Origin of the sequence: Paenibacillus sp. VT-400 (genome assembly GCF_001029205.1) — a bacterium.
GTDB classification, from domain to species: Bacteria; Bacillota; Bacilli; order Paenibacillales; family Paenibacillaceae; genus Paenibacillus; species Paenibacillus amylolyticus.
Genome location: NZ_LELF01000067.1, coordinates 2,119,423 through 2,136,132 on the forward strand (window position 1 = coordinate 2,119,423; position 16,710 = coordinate 2,136,132).

16 protein-coding genes are annotated in these 16,710 nt (G+C 44.8%); 14 read left to right on the plus strand and 2 right to left on the minus strand.

The window, feature by feature from the left end; genetic code table 11:
* Window positions 1-4 precede the first annotated feature (4 nt).
* The 5 genes from EL84_RS20080 (at window position 5) to EL84_RS20100 (ending at window position 5,265) form a co-directional block, all read left to right on the plus strand.
* A complete protein-coding gene (locus tag EL84_RS20080; protein ID WP_047842845.1) occupies window positions 5-1,312 on the plus strand; it encodes an aminotransferase class III-fold pyridoxal phosphate-dependent enzyme in 1,308 nt (435 codons plus the stop codon).
* Between the two features lie 42 nt (window positions 1,313-1,354).
* Window positions 1,355-2,386, plus strand: a complete 1,032-nt coding sequence (locus EL84_RS20085) for a zinc-dependent alcohol dehydrogenase (protein WP_017688645.1) — start codon at window positions 1,355-1,357, stop codon at window positions 2,384-2,386.
* 92 nt (window positions 2,387-2,478) lie between these two features.
* The gene (locus tag EL84_RS20090) at window positions 2,479-3,723 is read left to right on the plus strand and encodes an MFS transporter (RefSeq protein WP_053061544.1); all 1,245 of its coding nucleotides are present in this window, start codon (window positions 2,479-2,481) and stop codon (window positions 3,721-3,723) included.
* 267 nt (window positions 3,724-3,990) lie between these two features.
* Window positions 3,991-4,584 carry a DUF1349 domain-containing protein gene (locus EL84_RS20095; RefSeq protein WP_047842846.1) on the plus strand — a complete coding sequence of 198 codons (594 nt, stop codon included), beginning with the start codon at window positions 3,991-3,993 and terminating at the stop codon, window positions 4,582-4,584.
* A 39-nt stretch (window positions 4,585-4,623) separates the two neighbouring features.
* Complete coding sequence (locus EL84_RS20100; RefSeq protein ID WP_047842847.1) at window positions 4,624-5,265, plus strand: HAD family hydrolase; 642 nt, start codon at window positions 4,624-4,626, stop codon at window positions 5,263-5,265.
* Here the strand turns inward: EL84_RS20100 and EL84_RS30905 are convergent.
* Complete coding sequence (locus EL84_RS30905; protein WP_051447072.1) at window positions 5,262-6,077, minus strand: AraC family transcriptional regulator; 816 nt, start codon at window positions 6,075-6,077, stop codon at window positions 5,262-5,264. The two genes, EL84_RS20100 and EL84_RS30905, sit on opposite strands and share 4 nt — an antisense overlap.
* A gap of 295 nt (window positions 6,078-6,372) precedes the next feature.
* On the opposite strand from EL84_RS30905, the gene EL84_RS20110 reads away from it, so the two are divergent.
* The 3 genes from EL84_RS20110 to EL84_RS20120 all read left to right on the plus strand — a co-directional run bounded on the left by EL84_RS20110 (window position 6,373) and on the right by EL84_RS20120 (window position 9,250).
* Complete coding sequence (locus EL84_RS20110; RefSeq protein WP_047842848.1) at window positions 6,373-7,515, plus strand: NAD(P)/FAD-dependent oxidoreductase; 1,143 nt, start codon at window positions 6,373-6,375, stop codon at window positions 7,513-7,515.
* The gene (locus EL84_RS20115) at window positions 7,512-7,799 is read left to right on the plus strand and encodes a hypothetical protein (RefSeq protein ID WP_047842849.1); all 288 of its coding nucleotides are present in this window, start codon (window positions 7,512-7,514) and stop codon (window positions 7,797-7,799) included. Before EL84_RS20110 ends, EL84_RS20115 begins: the two co-directional genes overlap by 4 nt.
* 215 nt (window positions 7,800-8,014) lie before the next feature.
* Window positions 8,015-9,250 (plus strand): cytochrome P450, encoded by a 1,236-nt coding sequence (locus EL84_RS20120; RefSeq protein ID WP_047842850.1) that lies wholly within the window; start codon window positions 8,015-8,017, stop codon window positions 9,248-9,250.
* A 98-nt stretch (window positions 9,251-9,348) separates the two neighbouring features.
* Here the strand turns inward: EL84_RS20120 and EL84_RS20125 are convergent, their stop codons facing one another.
* Window positions 9,349-10,788, minus strand: coding sequence for a DHA2 family efflux MFS transporter permease subunit (locus EL84_RS20125; RefSeq protein ID WP_047844300.1), 1,440 nt, complete (start codon window positions 10,786-10,788; stop codon window positions 9,349-9,351).
* Between the two features lie 282 nt (window positions 10,789-11,070).
* Here EL84_RS20125 and EL84_RS20130 point away from each other — a divergent pair, with 282 nt between their 5' ends.
* The 6 genes from EL84_RS20130 to EL84_RS20155 all read left to right on the plus strand — a co-directional run bounded on the left by EL84_RS20130 (window position 11,071) and on the right by EL84_RS20155 (window position 16,687).
* Window positions 11,071-11,676: a TetR/AcrR family transcriptional regulator gene (locus EL84_RS20130; RefSeq protein WP_047842851.1), complete on the plus strand. Its 606-nt coding sequence runs from the start codon at window positions 11,071-11,073 to the stop codon at window positions 11,674-11,676.
* A gap of 45 nt (window positions 11,677-11,721) precedes the next feature.
* A complete protein-coding gene (locus tag EL84_RS20135) occupies window positions 11,722-12,255 on the plus strand; it encodes a GNAT family N-acetyltransferase (protein ID WP_047842852.1) in 534 nt (177 codons plus the stop codon).
* 73 nt (window positions 12,256-12,328) lie between these two features.
* Window positions 12,329-13,003 (plus strand): response regulator transcription factor, encoded by a 675-nt coding sequence (locus EL84_RS20140; protein ID WP_017688634.1) that lies wholly within the window; start codon window positions 12,329-12,331, stop codon window positions 13,001-13,003.
* On the plus strand, window positions 13,000-14,370 hold the full coding sequence (locus EL84_RS20145; protein ID WP_047842853.1) for a sensor histidine kinase: 1,371 nt from the start codon (window positions 13,000-13,002) through the stop codon (window positions 14,368-14,370). Before EL84_RS20140 ends, EL84_RS20145 begins: the two co-directional genes overlap by 4 nt.
* Window positions 14,371-14,586: 216 nt before the next feature.
* The gene (locus EL84_RS20150) at window positions 14,587-15,573 is read left to right on the plus strand and encodes an alpha/beta hydrolase (protein WP_047842854.1); all 987 of its coding nucleotides are present in this window, start codon (window positions 14,587-14,589) and stop codon (window positions 15,571-15,573) included.
* A gap of 193 nt (window positions 15,574-15,766) precedes the next feature.
* Complete coding sequence (locus EL84_RS20155; RefSeq protein ID WP_047842855.1) at window positions 15,767-16,687, plus strand: alpha/beta fold hydrolase; 921 nt, start codon at window positions 15,767-15,769, stop codon at window positions 16,685-16,687.
* Window positions 16,688-16,710 lie beyond the last annotated feature (23 nt).

A 16,710-nucleotide genomic window follows, 5' to 3' on the forward strand; every position in this document is an offset into this window, starting at 1 on the left:
TAAGGTGAAAGAAAAAGAGAGCACGCTCGATCGTGCCGTACGATTTACCCGTAATCTGGAGTGGTTGGAACAAGTCGAAAAGGTAATTCCGAGCGGATGCAGCACTTTAGCCAAAGCACCTGAACGTTTATTTCCGGGCCATACACCCGTATGTTGTGCAGAGGCTTATAATTCCCGATTTACAGATATCGACGGGAATGAATGGCTGGATTGCGAAATGGCTATGGGTACTGCGCCATGGGGCCATGCCAGACATGAAGTCCAATTAACCGTCATTCACCAGTTGAAAAAAGGGACAAGCTTTTCTTTACCTGCCGACATCGAGCTTGAATGTGCCGAGTTGATTCTGGAGCGGTTCGAGGGTCGTTATCCATCGCTGCGCTTCACCAAGAGTGGTGCTGATGCGGTGAGTGGGGCCGTGCGTCTGGCCCGTGCCGCTAGTGGCAAAAGCAAGGTTATTGCAACAGCTTATCATGGGTGGCACGACTGGTCTGCCTACGGTTATTATGGTGGCCAGACGAAAGAACGTGGCATCCCGGTGGATATCGAGCGTTCAACGATCTGGATCAACAAACCTACTACGGAGCGAATTGAGGCTCAGATTACCTCATCTCCCGAGGATATCGCATGTATTGTTCTGTGCCCCAACGAGTGGAAAAAGGACGCGCTGGAGCAAGCCGTAAACCTATGTCGGTCTCTGGACATCATTATCATATTCGATGAGGTAACTTCCGGTATTCGAATGGGCAAGCAGGCTACAGCAGGAGAATATGACATCTGGCCTGATCTGCTCTGTATCTCTAAAGGTATGGCCAACGGTTTACCGCTCGCAGCGGTTATGGGGCCTGAGCACTTGATGTCTTTGTCAGGACAGGTCAGATTCAGTAATGCCCATTCCAGCGAAACGACAGCGCTCGCGGCAGCCATTGCCTGTGAACGATTAATGAAAAATGCGAAAGTATGGCCGACTTGGCGTGATCCGGCAACCCGGATCATGGATCGTCTGGAATCTGAACTTGTGTTACTCGGATTGACGGATCAATTGGAAGTGAGAGGGACGTATGCAAGCTTCTGCATTCAATCCTTGGCTGAAGATAACTTCCAAACCGATCCTTTCCGCGAGTTCATGGTGAAGAGAATGGCTCACTTCGGTATTTTCACCAAAGGATACTTTATTTTCTCTGATGCCCATACACGGGAAGAATTACTGTGGGTCGAGGAAGCGCTGTTGCAGATCCTGTCAGACTGGAAAGAGATTCAGAAGCAGGAACATCTTCATGCGATGCAACTTTCGAAAACGTTTGAAGCTTAATCCATAGATCATAATCGACAATCGACTAGGAGGAATTATTCAATGAAAGCACTCGTATATCAGGATCTCAAACAGGTGACTTACCAGGAGATTGAGGAGCCAACCATTCAAAAGCCAAACCAGGTGAAAATTAAAATCTATGGTTCCGGCATCTGCGGTACAGATCTGAATATTGTCAAAGGCAAAGTGCCAGCAAATAAAGGAACGATCATTGGTCATGAAGGTGTAGGCACAGTGGTTGAGGTGGGCGACGAAGTTCGTGGTTTCAAGATCGGTGATCGGGTATTGGTTGATCCCACGCAATCTTGCGGTACCTGCTCATACTGCCGTGAGGGTCTGTTCATCTACTGCGAGAATTTTGATGACTATCAAGTAGGGATGACGACACACGGAACCTTTGCTGAATATTTTGTTGGGGACGAAAAGTATATCTATGCCATCCCGGATTCCATGAGTTGGGAAACGGCCATGATGATCGAACCACTGGGATGTGTACTTCAGACGTTCATGAAAGCAGGGACTAAGCCAAGTGACTCTGTACTGGTCCTCGGTTCTGGAGCAATCGGTTCCCTGTGTCAGCTTGTTAGCAAACGATTGGCAAGGCTTACCGTAGGCACGGAAGTTGATCCATACCGCAAAGAGTTCGCTTCAGGGATCGCGGATCATGTGTTCTATCCTCAGGATCTGACACTGGATAAAGTATACGAGATCAATAATAACAAAAAGTTTGATATTGTAGTGGACGCGGTTGGTAATCAACTTCATGTAGGGTTCGAGCTGATTGCCAAAGGCGGCAAGATTATTCCTATGGGATATGACGACAGCTATGAGGTGACGTTCAAATCAACAGCCGTCATTAATGATGGCATTAGTATCATTGGCGCGGTGGCTAATCACTCGATGATCAGTACGGCACTGAAATTTGCCCAAAGTATCCCGGAACTTGAACAGATGGTGACAGCCAAGGAACTGCTGAGTGATTATGAACAGGCCTTTAATGGAACGATTGGTTATGACATGCATACTGGAGAGAAGTTGCCGATGAATTCGGTCAAAACAGCTCTTATCCTATAAGAGGTACTATAAGCATGTAGACATTAGCGGGTTTGCCGCTGCGAGAAGTTGGAATTTGCAGCGGTGAAAACCGCAGAAGGAAGGGATATCGATTGAAATTGCTTCAAGATTTGCCGAAGAATCCACGCTACTCCATTTTACTCGAACCGGTATGGGCCATTCCGGGCACGATCGTTCTATTCTACGCTCCTTTATATATGAAGGAAGCCGGACTTTCGGACATAGAAATCGGTTTAATCAATTCGGTGAATCTTTATTTTGCCTTTATCTTTCAATTGTTTGCGGGTTCCATTACGAATAAGCTGGGCCGAAAACGAACAACACTGATCTTTGATCTGCTTGCCTGGAGTGTTCCCATGTTCATCTGGGCCTTCTCCCAGAACTTCTGGCTGTTCCTGATCGCCTACTTACTGAACGCAACATCCAAGTTTGTAACGGTCGCCTTTAACTGTCTGATCATAGAGGATGTGGAGGAACACAAACGATCCAAGGTATTTGCTATTCTCAACATGATCATTACAGGGGCTGGGGTACTCACGCCAATTGCCGGGGTGGTCATTGCTGATTATGGTATTGTGCCTACACTCGCCACTATTTACTTTGTCGGGGGCATCCTCATGACCGCCATGTTCTTCATTCGTAACCGATACACGGATGAGACCGAGGTCGGCAAGGAACTTATGGGATTGCATAGTAAAACCCGCGTGCTTCAGAGCTTGGGTTCCAGTCTGCGCCTGTTCGGCAAAACGTTCTACAAACGGAGACTTTTTCCGATTATTCTGATCACGGTGTTATCCAATCTGATCTTGCAGCTGAATTTCTTCCAGGTCATTTTCTTCAAGGAACAGTTGAAGTTTGATGACCGTGTCATTTCGTTTATCCCAGTAGTGACTGCGGTAACCGTCATGCTGCTCTATCTGGTCATCATTCCGCGACTGAAACGGCGTTCGGAAGAAAAGTATGTTGGTTTTTCCATCGTGCTTAGCACGGCCGGAGCCATTCTGTTTCTGTTGATCCCTGTGGGGAATATAGGCATGTTGTTTCTCACGCTAATCGTGCTCGCTGCGGGGAACTTCATTTTGCAGACGTACCGGGATTCCCTGTTGATGAACCGATTGGGTACGCATGAGAAAGCCGATATGTTCTCGGCCGTGCAGACCGTCATGACGCTTACAGCCATTCCATCCGGTTACCTGACGGGCCTGCTCTATCATCACAATCCAACACTGTTATTCAGCGTCATTCTTGGTCTATATGTTGTACTCATGGTCATTATGTTTTTCCTGCCAGATCCACAAAAGCACTCCCAAGTGCTGGAACCTTACAAAAATATGTAGAAAAAGGGGTTTACTGTATCTGGAGCGAATATGTAGTACAGAAAAAAACTAGTAAATGCATGTTCAAAAAGAGCGGTTTTCAGTACCGAGAAGATGGGATGAAGCTAGAAATGGAGTAGCGGAGCGTAGATAGAGCTACGTGAGCAACGGACATTTCGGCTGAATGCCATATTCGATGCTGATGATGCCACTAGGCATCCTTCGTAATCAAAAGCGGACTTTTTGAACTACCTCTAGAACATATTTTAACTTGGGAGGCTGCTAAAAATGACTAACGTAATGACAACAGAAGCACGGAAGCAATGGAGTTGGATGAACGAGCCTGAAAGCTGGTCCTATACGGATCAGGGAGGTGTGCTGGTGGAAGCGAAGGCGGACACCGACTTTTTCCAGGACCCTGCGGGCAAGCATATTCGTGCAACTGCTCCTTTCTTGTCCATGCCTGTGCCTGGCGATTTCGAAATCACAACCCAATTAACCGTTGATATGAAAAATCAATATGATTCCGGATGCCTAATGGTGATGGCGGATGATCGTAACTGGTGCAAAATTTGTTTTGAGTATGATGGTAAAGCGCCTACCATCGTGTCGGTGGTGACACGTGATGGTTCATCCGATGATTGTAATTCGGTTGAAGTCTCCGTACCTAATCCCTATCTGCGTATACGCAAAGTAGAGGGCTGCATATCATTCTTTTATTCACCCGATGGGGAAGAGTGGAAACTAATTCGATATTTCGGCATGCCGATACAAGGGGAACTTCGAGCTGGATTAGTTGTTCAGTCGCCGACTGGAACGGGCTGTACGTGTCACTTTTTATCCGTGAACGTTACTCATCCGGACTTGACCGCACGTTTCTAATCCGCTCCCCTGGCCGATCACTGGAGGGAGAACAGGTTCATGGTAAAAGCATTTATATTTGATTTTGATGGACTCATTGTTGATACAGAGACACCTTGGTATTATGCGTTTCGCGATATTTATGAAGAGCACGGAGTGGAACTTGGTCTGGAGCTATGGTCGAAAAATGTGGGGACATCCTTTGAGGAATTTCATCCATTTCTGTATCTGGAGCAAGCGCTCCAAAAAAAGATAGATCATGATCATATCAAATTGCTCTCTGAACAAAAATACGAAGTCTATTTGGGACAGGCCGCCATTCTTCCAGGGGTGTATGAATTGCTTCAGTCTGCGAGGGAAAAGGGGATTCAGCTTGCGGTTGCTTCCAGCTCCACACGGGACTGGGTGCATGGTTACTTGCAGAAATTAGGCATTTTTGATTATTTCACAGTCGTTCATACATCCGAGGATGTGAAGCGAGTGAAACCGGACCCTGAACTGTACCTTCTTGCTCTCCAGAGTCTTGGGATCGAGGCTTCCGAAGCGATTGTGTTCGAAGACTCACCTAATGGCTTGAAGGCAGCCAATGCAGCAGGTATTCGGTGTATCATCGTACCTAACGAGGTAACGCGTGGTCTGGAATTCGCCATGCATGAACTGCGGTTATCCTCGCTGGCCGAGATTGATGTGGAGGCGCTCTAATCCAGATACTGCTTGCGTAGCTCGATAGGGGAGATCCCTTCGTATTTTTTGAACACTGATCCAAAGTAACTGGCACTGTTGAAACCAACGGCTTTGGCTATTTCATGAGCGGTCGTAGCGTTATTTTCGATGAGCATTTCCTTGGCTTTCAACAACCGATATCGCATCAGATATTCCAATGGAGTCATTTGAAATTCTTTTTTGAATATCCGATTGAGGTGCTGCTCGGTAACGTCCATCTGCTCAGCCAACAAGGGGAGAGAAATATCCTGATGATAATTTTGTTTGATAAAAGTAATGAGTTCATCCAATCTTAATCGGGCATCAGAACGTTCGTAAGCACTATAGCGTTCACCTTCAATGGTTAATCTGACCAAAAGCATGTACAGTAATGCGGATACGTGCCAGATCTGATCCTTGTGCCGGGACTGCAGCGCCAACGTAATTTCACGCAACAGGATATGAAGCATTCCATCCGGCTTGAAGGCGCGCAGCTCCCCGATCTGCAAGGTATGCAAGAACCGTGGCAACAAATAGCCATTGAAAGACAGACAATCAAATCGTAATGAATCACTCAGATTGTGGTAACGGTAGGTTACCTCCGGGAACAAAATGAGAGCGGTCCCTTTTTTGATCGAAAATTCATGATTCTTTGCTGCGATTCGCCCTGTTCCTCCGATGCACTGTACAATGCTGTAATCCCGTGAATGGTCGCTCCAATTCATCAATTCATCAACGGTCAACTGGTTTTGCCCTGTAATCATGAGCGGCATATCGGTATCCAGCGGATTCCCCATACTAGGTTTCGGCATCGTCGTGTTATTCCTCTTTTCGTTAAAGGATCATGTGCGTAAGTGGCGTGGTTACAGCGTTAAAAGAAACCTAGAAAGAATTATATTACATAAATGGAATAATTTTAATTGAATGACGGGCAATATATAAAACGTTTTCATATAAATGCTTCAACGATTATTAATTGGATGAATGAGTATGAACTGTAGTCTGATCAGCCTCTATTTATGGATCTAAAAGTACGCCCGCCTTGCCAACAGAATGCGAAACGGTATACGCTATAACGAATGAGTGATTAAGGGAAGGGATGCAAACATGAAGAAAGTCATCGTAGTCGGATCGGGTATTCTGGGGGCATCAACAGCCTATCAATTAGCCAAGCGGGGCGCAGAGGTAATCATCGTAGATCGAAAAGATATAGGACAGGCAACGGATGCAGCTGCCGGTATCATCTGTCCATGGCTGTCACAGCGACGTAATCAGGACTGGTATCGGCTTGCCAAGGCAGGTGCGCGGTTCTATCCGGGCATCATAGCGGAGCTTGAAGGCGAAGGAGAAACGGAAACCGGTTATGCTCAAGTGGGCGCGCTTAGTATTCATACGGATGTGGACAAAATCAATAAGATGGAAGAGCGGGCCCATCTTCGCAAAACAGATGCGCCGGAGATTGGCGACATTACACCTTTTGATGCCAAAGAAACCCGTGATCGTTTTCCTCTACTGGATGAACGTTTTCAATCGGTACATATCAGCGGTGCTGCACGTATAGATGGAAGGGCGCTGCGCGATGCCTTGATCCGGTCTGCACAACGAAATGGAGCGGAAGTGATCCATGGAGACGCCACGCTTCAATTCGAAGCAGATCGGGTCATTGGTGTGAGTGTTAATGATCAGAGTTTCCTGGCAGATGAAGTCGTTGTCTGTGCAGGTGCATGGGCCAACGAACTGCTGAAGCCACTCGGCATACACTTTAAAGTGCATTATCAAAAGGCACAAATTATGCATCTACATGTCACGGATGGGGAGGATACAGGCCGCTGGCCTGTGATCATGCCACCTTCTGATCAATATCTGCTGGCCTTTGATCAACAGAAGATTGTGATTGGTGCCACTCATGAAAATGATGTGGAGGGTTATGATACAAGAGTCACTGCAGGAGGCATGCAGGAAGTTTTGAATAAAGGTCTGGAACTGGCGCCGGGGCTAGCCAATAGCACATTCCAGGAGGTAAGAGTTGGGTTCCGTCCGTTCACACCTGGCTTTCTGCCAGTAATGGGGGCTGTTCCAGGCTGGCAAAGTCTGATTACTGCAAATGGACTTGGAGCCTCTGGATTGACCATGGGTCCTTTTATCGGGAGTCAACTGGCGAAACTAGCTCTCGGTATGGAGCTGGATATCGATATTGAGCCCTACACTGTTGGCAAAGCAATGGATGAAATTGAAAGAGGTGAGTCATGACATATTCACAACGTGTATCCGATGGAGCGAACTCGTCCGATATCGTATATCTGGAGCATCAGATCGGTACGACAAAAGAAAAACTGCGCATAGCTTTGGAGAAACAAGAAACATACAAAAGCGAATTGTCGGAATTGAAGTCATCACCAATCAGGAATGCATCGGAAGACAGTTCTGAAGAGCAAATCTTAATGGAGAAGGCTAGCCAAACGAAGAACTTGATTGAAATCCTGTCTGAACAACTGGAACAACTACAGGAAGCATTGGCGAAACTAGGCGATTGATTGGTTCGTATGGCTTATCTCTCTGAGACATCGACAGAAATAATATACGATACGTATAAAACGAAAACCCCTTATATTAAGGGGTTTTTCTGATTTAGTTCAAATGGTTTATATCAATAAATGAACGAGTGGTATAAAATGGAATCAGGTGCTGAACTGTCAATTCAGGTACCCATGTAACCAATCACGAAACTATGCTGAGAGGTGGATTCCAAATGTATAAAGAAGTGATACGTGTTGAGGACATCACGGGGTTTCAGTCCAGATCTGAAGAGTTTTTCCCACTTCACTGGTTTCGAAAAATGCTGTCCGAGCATCCAGTGTACTATCACGAAGATACAGACACCTGGAATGTGTTCAGATACGATGATGTGAAGCAGGTCCTTAGTAATCATGAGTATTTTTCAGCCGAAGGAACCCGTACAACGATTGCCGTTGGAGCAAAGAACAATGAAGGCACACCTCCAGACAAATTAAACATATCAAGTATCGATCCTCCCCGTCATCAAAAAAGTCGTTCGTTGTTATCGGCTGCTTTTACACCGCGTAGTCTGAAAAACTGGGAGCCACGAATTCGCAACATTGCAGAGCAGCTGGTAGCCGATATTGAGCCAAATACGACGATTGATATTGTTCAAGCGTTGGCCGCTCCGCTACCTTCGATGGTTATGGCCGATCTGCTTGGCATCCCTCTTACAGACAGCCATCGCTTCAAGAACTGGGTAGATATTCTGTTTCAACCCATCAATCCCAAGACGGCTGAGGAGAGTGAACTGAAAAAGCAAACTGCAGCTCAAGAGTATTATCAATTCCTGTATCCTATTGTGGTTCATAAACGGACTCATCCTGGTGAGGATATCATTACCGATCTGTTGAACGTGGATGTTGAGGGGGAGAAGTTCACGGAGGATGAGGTTGTTCGCACGACCATGCTTCTGCTTGGAGCCGGTATAGAGACAACGAGTCATATGGTTTCAAATACGTTCTATTCCTTCCTCTACGATGACCCGAGCTTGTATGGCCAACTCAGGCAGAACCCCGAATGGGTTCCGCTCGCAGTGGAAGAAATGCTTCGTTATAGGTTCCATAATGCCAAGCGGCATCGGACAGTAAAGCAAGATAATCAACTGCTCGGAGTGGATTTGAAAAAAGGAGATGTTGTCATCTCCTGGATGAGTGCAGCCAATATGGATGAGCAGATGTTTGAAGACCCCTTTGAGCTGAATATTCATCGTCGTAATAACAAAAGACATCTTACCTTTGGTAATGGCCCACACTTTTGTCTAGGGGCCCCGCTGGCAAGAATGGAACTAAGCATTGCCTTGACAGCATTTGTGGAGAAGATTGCTCGGATTGAACCGGTGGAGTCCTTTGATCTGGAGAATAATCTGGCCACTTCAGCTCCGGGACAGTCATTGACCCATCTGCCAGTGAAGATCGTTGCGGAGTGAGAAGGAAACATACGGGACACAACCTAAAAAGCGGCAGATCAGACGTAAACGTCTTGATCTGCCGCTTTGTTATGCAAGCAAGTATGAGGCTGGACAGCTTAATTTGAATTCATAGAAACTTTTTGTCTTACCACCTGTTTGATTTCTTCCTCTTTGGCTTGTTTGGTGCGTTTGATAAAGAAGGAAAGGACCAATCCCACAACAGCGATACCGATGATAACAACATAAGCATCATTGATACCCTGGATCATGGATTCTGTAGCAAGCTGTTTTTGACTGAGACCATTGGCTGCACCAGTCGCCATCATATCCTGTACGTGTGCCGTTGTACGGGAGGTCATGACACTTACGAGTAATGAAGTACCTACAGCGCCAGCCACTTGTCTGACGGTGTTGGAGATAGCTGTACCGTGTGCACCAAGTCTTGGTGGCAGTTCGTTAAGTCCCGCAGTCTGAATCGGCATCATGAGCAGAGCCATACCAATTCGGCGGCCGGTAGACATTAATACCAGGTATCCATAACTGGTTGAATCCGTTAAGTCGATGAAACCAATTGTGGTCACGATGGTGATCACCATCCCGATAACAGCGAGCCATTTCGCTCCAAAACGGTCAAATAATTTTCCAGCTACTGGCATCAGGAAGCCCATGACAAGTGCACCTGGCAGAAGCAATAATCCGGACTCCAGTGCAGTGTAACCACGTGCGTTCTGGAGATACAAGGGAAGCAACATCATGTCAGCATACATGATCATTGTAATCGCGATACTGATGACCGTGGTCAGGGAGAACATATTGTACTTGAAAGCCCGCAGATCAAGCAGCGGAGTTTCAGACACGAGCTGACGCCATGTAAACAGGGCAAGCGAAACGATTCCAGCCGCAATGCAGATAAGAACTTCTGCACTTGACCATCCCAGACTTCCTGCTCTGCTGAAACCATAGAGCAATGCGCCAAATCCGATCGTGGAGAGCACCACACTGATTGTGTCGAACTTTGTGTTGACCCGTTCGGATACATTCTTCAGGTATACAAACGCAAAAGCAATGACAATAAGAGTTAATGGAATCATGCCATAGAACATCGTTTGCCAAGAGTAGTTCTCGAGGATATAACCGGCAAGGGTAGGCCCGATTGCAGGGGCAAAAATGATGGCAAAACCAACCATACCCATTGCAGATCCTCGTTTTTCAGGAGCAAACAAGGTCAAAATAACGTGCATCAAGAGCGGCATGATAATGCCGGCACCCGCTGCTTGAATCATACGTCCTGTCAGCAATGTGCCAAAGTTATCTGCAAGAGCAGATACGATGGTACCAATCAGGAAAATAAACATGGAAGCTTGGAATAATTGCTTGGTTGAAAAGCGTTGCATGAAGTAAGCCGTAATGGGGATAAGCACCCCGTTCACCAGCATGTAACCTGTCGTTAACCATTGTGCTGTTGCGGCGGAGATGTTAAAATCACCCATCAGTTCCGGTGTAGCAACACTCATGATCGTTTGATTCAACGTTGCAAGGAAGGCTCCCAAAATCATGATAAACAGGATGGGGCCTTTCTTTACGGATAATTCTTCTTGAACTCTAGCCTGACTCAATCCTTTTCATCCTTTCAATCCACACGTGACTAAATTTACAACGTGTTGTATAGTTTACATTGTATTTATTGAATTATATACATATTCGGACAGATTACAATTTACGTTATGACGTGTTTTCGTCGTTTATTTTACAAATAAAATGAATTTGTTGTGTAAATCAAAAATAAACGACTGTTTGTTTAAAATTGTAATGTTTAAAATTTGATGGGAGGGATACACGTGAAAGACGAGAAGAAATCAGCCGTGGACCCAAGAATATTGCGAACACGTCAGTTAATTCGAGGTGCATTTGTTGAATTGCTGCAGGAAATGGATATTGAGAAGTTGTCAGTCAACAAAATTGCCGAACGAGCGACGATCAATCGGGTAACCTTCTACCTGCACTATCGTGATATTACGGATATGATGGAGAAGATGGCGGATGAGATGATTGAGAATATTGAACGAATCGTGGATGAATATGCCCCTCATTTTGAGAAACAAAGGACGGAAGAGGCTTGGCCTGTTCTGGTCAAGTTACTGGAGCATTTTGCAGAGAACGCCTCGTTCTATCAGGTGGTTCTTGCTACAAAGCGCACACCGATTTTTACCGAACGACTGCTCAAATTGTTAAGTACGCTGGTCAAAGCCAAAATTGATCGGGTAGAGATGGAAGATGAACTCGAAGAATCCGGCATTCACAAAGAAATCGCAATATGGTACGGTTCTTCGGCTCTGATTGGAACCATCGTTGCCTGGTTGCGTAATGATATGCCATATTCACCTCATTTCCTGGCGAAACAATTCTCGTTGATTCGCTCGTACTCTTATAATGACCTGATATAATCATGCTACAATTGCATCTAACGTTAATAGAGGAGGAATAATGTGATGAAATATAGTGCAGAACGTATCTATGTGAGATTTTGGAATGTGGATGATGCCTCATTGCTTCTGGATCTACAGGTTCGCAATCGTGCGGAAATCGAGAACATATCAGCAAGTGATCGGGACGAGTCTTTCTACAGCTTGGAAGGGCAAAGGTCACTCATTGAGAGCTGGAACAAGAAGAGAGAAGAAGGAAATCGCTATTCTTTTGGTATTTTTCTACATACAACGGATGAACTCGTCGGTGAAATTTCTTTGTTCGAGATAATACTGGATTCTACCCCAAAATGGATCGTTGGTTATGTGACGGATACTCTGCATCAAGGAAAAGGATATATGAGCGAAGCCCTGCAATGTGTACTGGAATTTGCCAAACATGAAACTGAAATTACTCGAATCGAAGCTGGCGCTGTACCTGATAATACAGGTTCCATCCGTGTCCTTCAAAAAGCAGGATTCAAGGAGAATGGGTCACAGCCTGTGCCAATCCAGGGAACGTTGAAAGAACATACGATGTTTGCTGTGGATATACTATAAGCAAGATGTTTTAATATTTACTATACAAGTTGGACTATATATTTAAACGTAACGGAGAGGACAGAAAAAACATATGGCTACTATACTCGTTGCAGACGACGATGCGAACATTCGTGAACTCGTCTGTCTATTTCTCAAAAACGATGGATTCACAACAGTGGAAGCTGCGGATGGTAAGGAAGCTCTCACTATATATGGCGAAACTCCAGTAGATCTGGTCGTCCTTGATATTATGATGCCTGTCATGGATGGTTGGGCACTGTGTAAAGAACTCCGAAGAGCCAATCCCGACCTCCCGTTACTCATGCTTACGGCGAGAGGAGAGACTTGGGAGAAGGTGAAAGGATTCGAACTGGGTACGGATGATTATTTGACCAAACCGTTTGATCCGTTAGAGCTGACCGCTCGTGTCCGAGCATTACTGAAACGATACAAAATCGGCTCCACACACACAATCCAGTTTGGCAACGTCATTCTGGACCGTCAGACGTATAAGGTGATGAGAGGTACAGAGTCGCTTACGTTACCACTTAAGGAGTTCGAATTGCTGTATAAGCTTGCTGGAACACCAGGACAAGTCTATACACGTGAGCAATTAATCGATCAGATATGGGGTATTGATTACGCGGGAGATGATCGAACAATAGACGTACATATTAAACGCCTACGCGAACGATTCGCGACAACACCTGATTTTCGGATTGAAACGGTGCGTGGGCTAGGGTACAGACTTGAGGTCTATGAATGATCAGATCCTTATATATTCGTGTTGTTCTGACCTTTCTGGTGTCAGTCATCACAGGCACGATTATTTCATTTTTTATGTCAACCTGGATGTTCGAAGATCAATTGAATGAAAATGCTCAAATTAACATACGCAATTTTGGCCAGGACGTTGTGCAGATTTATAAGACGCTACCTGCTGATGAAGCAGAATCATTCGTTAGTAGAATGAAACAACTTGATTCGTATCATATTCGAATTTATGATGCAAAGGGCAAGTTCCAGTCTTATGGGAAGCTTAACGAACATAAATCATCACCCGTATCGACGGATCAACTCAAGAAGGTGTTAAACGGAGGGGTTGTGCAGGACACACCTAAAGGTATCGCTACCGTTCTTTTGGGGCTACCGATCAAGACGGAAACGGGTACAAGAGCGATGTTTCTAGAAACACTCTCACCGCCCTCAGCCTCTTTTGTGGTCCAGTTTGGCTTGATTTTTGCAAGCTGTTCCTTGATTGTAGGAAGTTTGTTGATTGTGGTTGCTTCTGTATATCTGGTTAGACCGATCAAAAAATTGACCAAAGCGACCAAACGGATTGCAGCTGGAGACTTCAACGTCAAGTTGAACATTAAACAAACGACGGAGATTGGTACATTGGCCCGCAGCTTTGAAGAAATGATGCATGATCTTCAGCAGTTGGAGCAGATGCGCAGGGAATTCGTTACCAATGTTTCGCATGAGGTTCAGTCTCCGCTCACCTCGATATCCGGTTACGCTTCGGCACTGAAGCAAGTAAATCTCTCAGAACAAGAACGAAACCGTTACCTGGATATTATCATCTCAGAAGCAAAAAGAATGTCCAAAATGAGCGATAGCCTGCTGAAGCTGAGTTTGCTTGAATCGCAGTCACAGCAACTACGGCTCACCACCTTAAGCCTTGATGAACAGATCAGGCGGGTCATCGTGGCGCTTCAGCCGCAATGGTCTGGGCGCAACATTCATTTCGAGCTTGATTTGGAGAACGTGAAGGTAACGGCTGATCACGATCAGTTAAATCAGGTATGGACAAACATCATCGGAAATAGCATCAAGTTTTCCGATGATGGCGGTATGATTAAAGTCAGTATCGAAGAGGACTTCAAAAATGTGACTGTTCGAATATCCGACACGGGCATTGGAATTCCCCTGGAAGATCAGAAGCGTATATTCGACCGTTTTTTCAAGGCAGATCGTTCCCACAGCCGCAAATATGACGGGAGTGGTATGGGACTTGCTATCGTTAAACAGATCGTCTCCCTTCATCAGGGTGACATCCAAGTGGAAAGTGAACCTGGTCAAGGCACGACCTTTATGATTACGTTGCCCATCCATCCACCAACGGATAGTTAGGCTCACAGGTTAGGCCAATGAATAGAATATCCATCGGATTATCTAAACCAAATGTTCATGTCCTATGTAACATGCAAGCTTCCTTGTATGTTACATAGGACATTTTTTTTGCTTGTTCATACTCCGTTCATATTCCGGTCATGGGGAGTACATCTTTCTTGATTAGGATTTCTTAAGCAGCCTGCCAGGCCAATATACAGATGAGGATAGGAGCAGATGAATGTGAAACTACAAGCAGACAGAGGAGTCCAGAGTATAAGCAAAACCAAGAAAGTGTTAGGCATTTTGTTTAAAGTACTATGCGCAATCATTATAGCAATCTTACTTTTTGTAGCTATCGTATATACCGTCAATAAAATCAGCAGTTATTCGGAGCAAAAAAGAATGGAGCCGTATGGTCAACATGTATCCGTAGACGGAAAAAATATGAATGTGTTCATTCAAGGCGAAGGCGAGGAAACGATTGTGCTTCTGCCTGGTTTTGGAACAGCGGCACCAGCGCTTGATTTTAAACCTCTTATCTCCGAGTTATCTCCATATTATAAAGTTGTCGTTGTTGAGCCCTTTGGTTACGGATTGAGTGATCAGACCAAAAAGGAACGCAGCACAGCAAATATCGTCAGTGAAATTCATGAAGCGTTACAGCGTCTACATATTGATCGTTATATCCTCATGGGTCATTCCATTTCGGGGATCTATAGCCTGGATTACGTGAACAAGTATGCAGATGAAATAAGTGCATATGTTGGGCTGGATAGCAGTGTTCCAGCGATAAGTGAACAGAAGATTGATTCATCAGATACACAACCGATTAAATGGTTCCGCAACTTGGGTTTCGCCCGAGTGCAACTGAAACTGAGTGCTGACCCTTATGATGGACTGCCTTATGATGAGCAAACAAAAGAACAATTGAACATTCTGATACGCAAAAATATGTATAATACCACGCAATTAAATGAGGCAGAAAGTATGTATTCCAACTTTAAAGCATCTGAACAACTAACTTTCCCTGTTAATCTTCCGGTTCTTTTCTTTGTTCAAAAGAATCATCCGGCAGCAGACAATTGGGTTCCGGAACACGAGAAGTTAATAGAGAACTCTGTGCGTGGTGAAGTGGTGTTGCTGGAAGCAAATCATTATTTGTATCGTTCCCATGCCAAAGAAATTGCTGAAAAATTCAGGGGATTTATGACGCAGCAGTAAATATAAATGAATTGGCTTGTTCATATTCAGTTCATATTGACGTCACGGGGAGTACATTTTCATTGGATAAGATTTCATTAGCAGCAAAAAAGACAATCGAACTATCAGTTCAAGACAGGAGAAGATAACACTGACGACGCAGCCTGCGGAAAAGAAAACAAAGAATAGATCAAAGGCCAAAAAAGTGAGAAACATGATACTGAAAATAGTAGGAGCAATCGTAATCGCCATTATTCTATTTCTAGGTATTGTTTATATCACCAATGTGATCAGTAGTAATTCAGAGGCCAAGAAAATCGATTCCTATGGTCAGCATGTATCTGTAGATGGGAAAAATATGAATGTGCTCATTCAAGGCGAAGGCAAGGAAACGATTGTACTTCTGCCTGGTTTTGGAACAGCTGCACCAGCGCTTGATTTTAAGTTGCTCATTGACGAACTATCACCATATTACAAAGTTGTGGCTGTTGAGCCATTCGGTTATGGATTAAGTGATGCTACTGAAAAAGAACGAACCACAGAGAATATCGTAAGTGAAGTTCATGAAGCTCTGCAGCAACTCGATATTCATCAGTACATGCTCATGGGTCACTCCATTGCAGGCATTTATGGCATTGATTATGTGAACAAATATCCGGATGAGGTCACGGCATTTGTCGGAATTGATAGTAGTGTTTCAACCCAACCGGGTATGGATGCCAAATTACCTACTAAAACGTTCGCATTTCTTAAAAAATCAGGTCTCCAAAGATTGGTGGTCAAATTTAGTAGTGACCCCTATGCTGGACTCGCATTTGATGAACATACCGTAGAGCAGATGAACATGCTGTCGAATAAAAACTCGAACAGTTCCACGACTTTGAATGAAATGGACCATATTGCTTCCAATTTTAAAGGAGCCCAAGGATTAACCTTCCCTAAAAACCTTCCACTTCTTCTCTTTGTACAAGCGAATAATGAAGGTGTAGAAGGATGGATACCGCTGCATGAAGGGCAGATCAAAGATTCGGTACATGGAAAAGTAATCACAATGGATGGCGAACATTACTTGCACCATACGTTATTCAAAGAAATAGCAAAAGATGTTAGAGCATTCATGAACGAAGCGAAGTAAAAATTCTGTAAAAGTCCGTGATG

What these genes read in the sequence shown, in the direction of transcription:
- EL84_RS20085 (WP_017688645.1), top strand. Translation starts at nt 1,355, where the DNA reads ATGAAAGCACTCGTATATCAGGATCTCAAACAGGTGACTTACCAGGAG.
- EL84_RS30905 (WP_051447072.1), bottom strand. Translation starts at nt 6,077, where the DNA reads ATGCCGAAACCTAGTATGGGGAATCCGCTGGATACCGATATGCCGCTC.
- EL84_RS20115 (WP_047842849.1), top strand. Translation starts at nt 7,512, where the DNA reads ATGACATATTCACAACGTGTATCCGATGGAGCGAACTCGTCCGATATC.
- EL84_RS20135 (WP_047842852.1), top strand. Translation starts at nt 11,722, where the DNA reads ATGAAATATAGTGCAGAACGTATCTATGTGAGATTTTGGAATGTGGAT.
- EL84_RS20145 (WP_047842853.1), top strand. Translation starts at nt 13,000, where the DNA reads ATGATCAGATCCTTATATATTCGTGTTGTTCTGACCTTTCTGGTGTCA.
- EL84_RS20140 (WP_017688634.1), top strand. Translation starts at nt 12,329, where the DNA reads ATGGCTACTATACTCGTTGCAGACGACGATGCGAACATTCGTGAACTC.
- EL84_RS20110 (WP_047842848.1), top strand. Translation starts at nt 6,373, where the DNA reads ATGAAGAAAGTCATCGTAGTCGGATCGGGTATTCTGGGGGCATCAACA.
- EL84_RS20120 (WP_047842850.1), top strand. Translation starts at nt 8,015, where the DNA reads ATGTATAAAGAAGTGATACGTGTTGAGGACATCACGGGGTTTCAGTCC.
- EL84_RS20155 (WP_047842855.1), top strand. Translation starts at nt 15,767, where the DNA reads ATGATACTGAAAATAGTAGGAGCAATCGTAATCGCCATTATTCTATTT.
- EL84_RS20125 (WP_047844300.1), bottom strand. Translation starts at nt 10,788, where the DNA reads ATGATTTTGGGAGCCTTCCTTGCAACGTTGAATCAAACGATCATGAGT.
- EL84_RS20095 (WP_047842846.1), top strand. Translation starts at nt 3,991, where the DNA reads ATGACTAACGTAATGACAACAGAAGCACGGAAGCAATGGAGTTGGATG.
- EL84_RS20150 (WP_047842854.1), top strand. Translation starts at nt 14,587, where the DNA reads ATGAATGTGAAACTACAAGCAGACAGAGGAGTCCAGAGTATAAGCAAA.
- EL84_RS20100 (WP_047842847.1), top strand. Translation starts at nt 4,624, where the DNA reads ATGGTAAAAGCATTTATATTTGATTTTGATGGACTCATTGTTGATACA.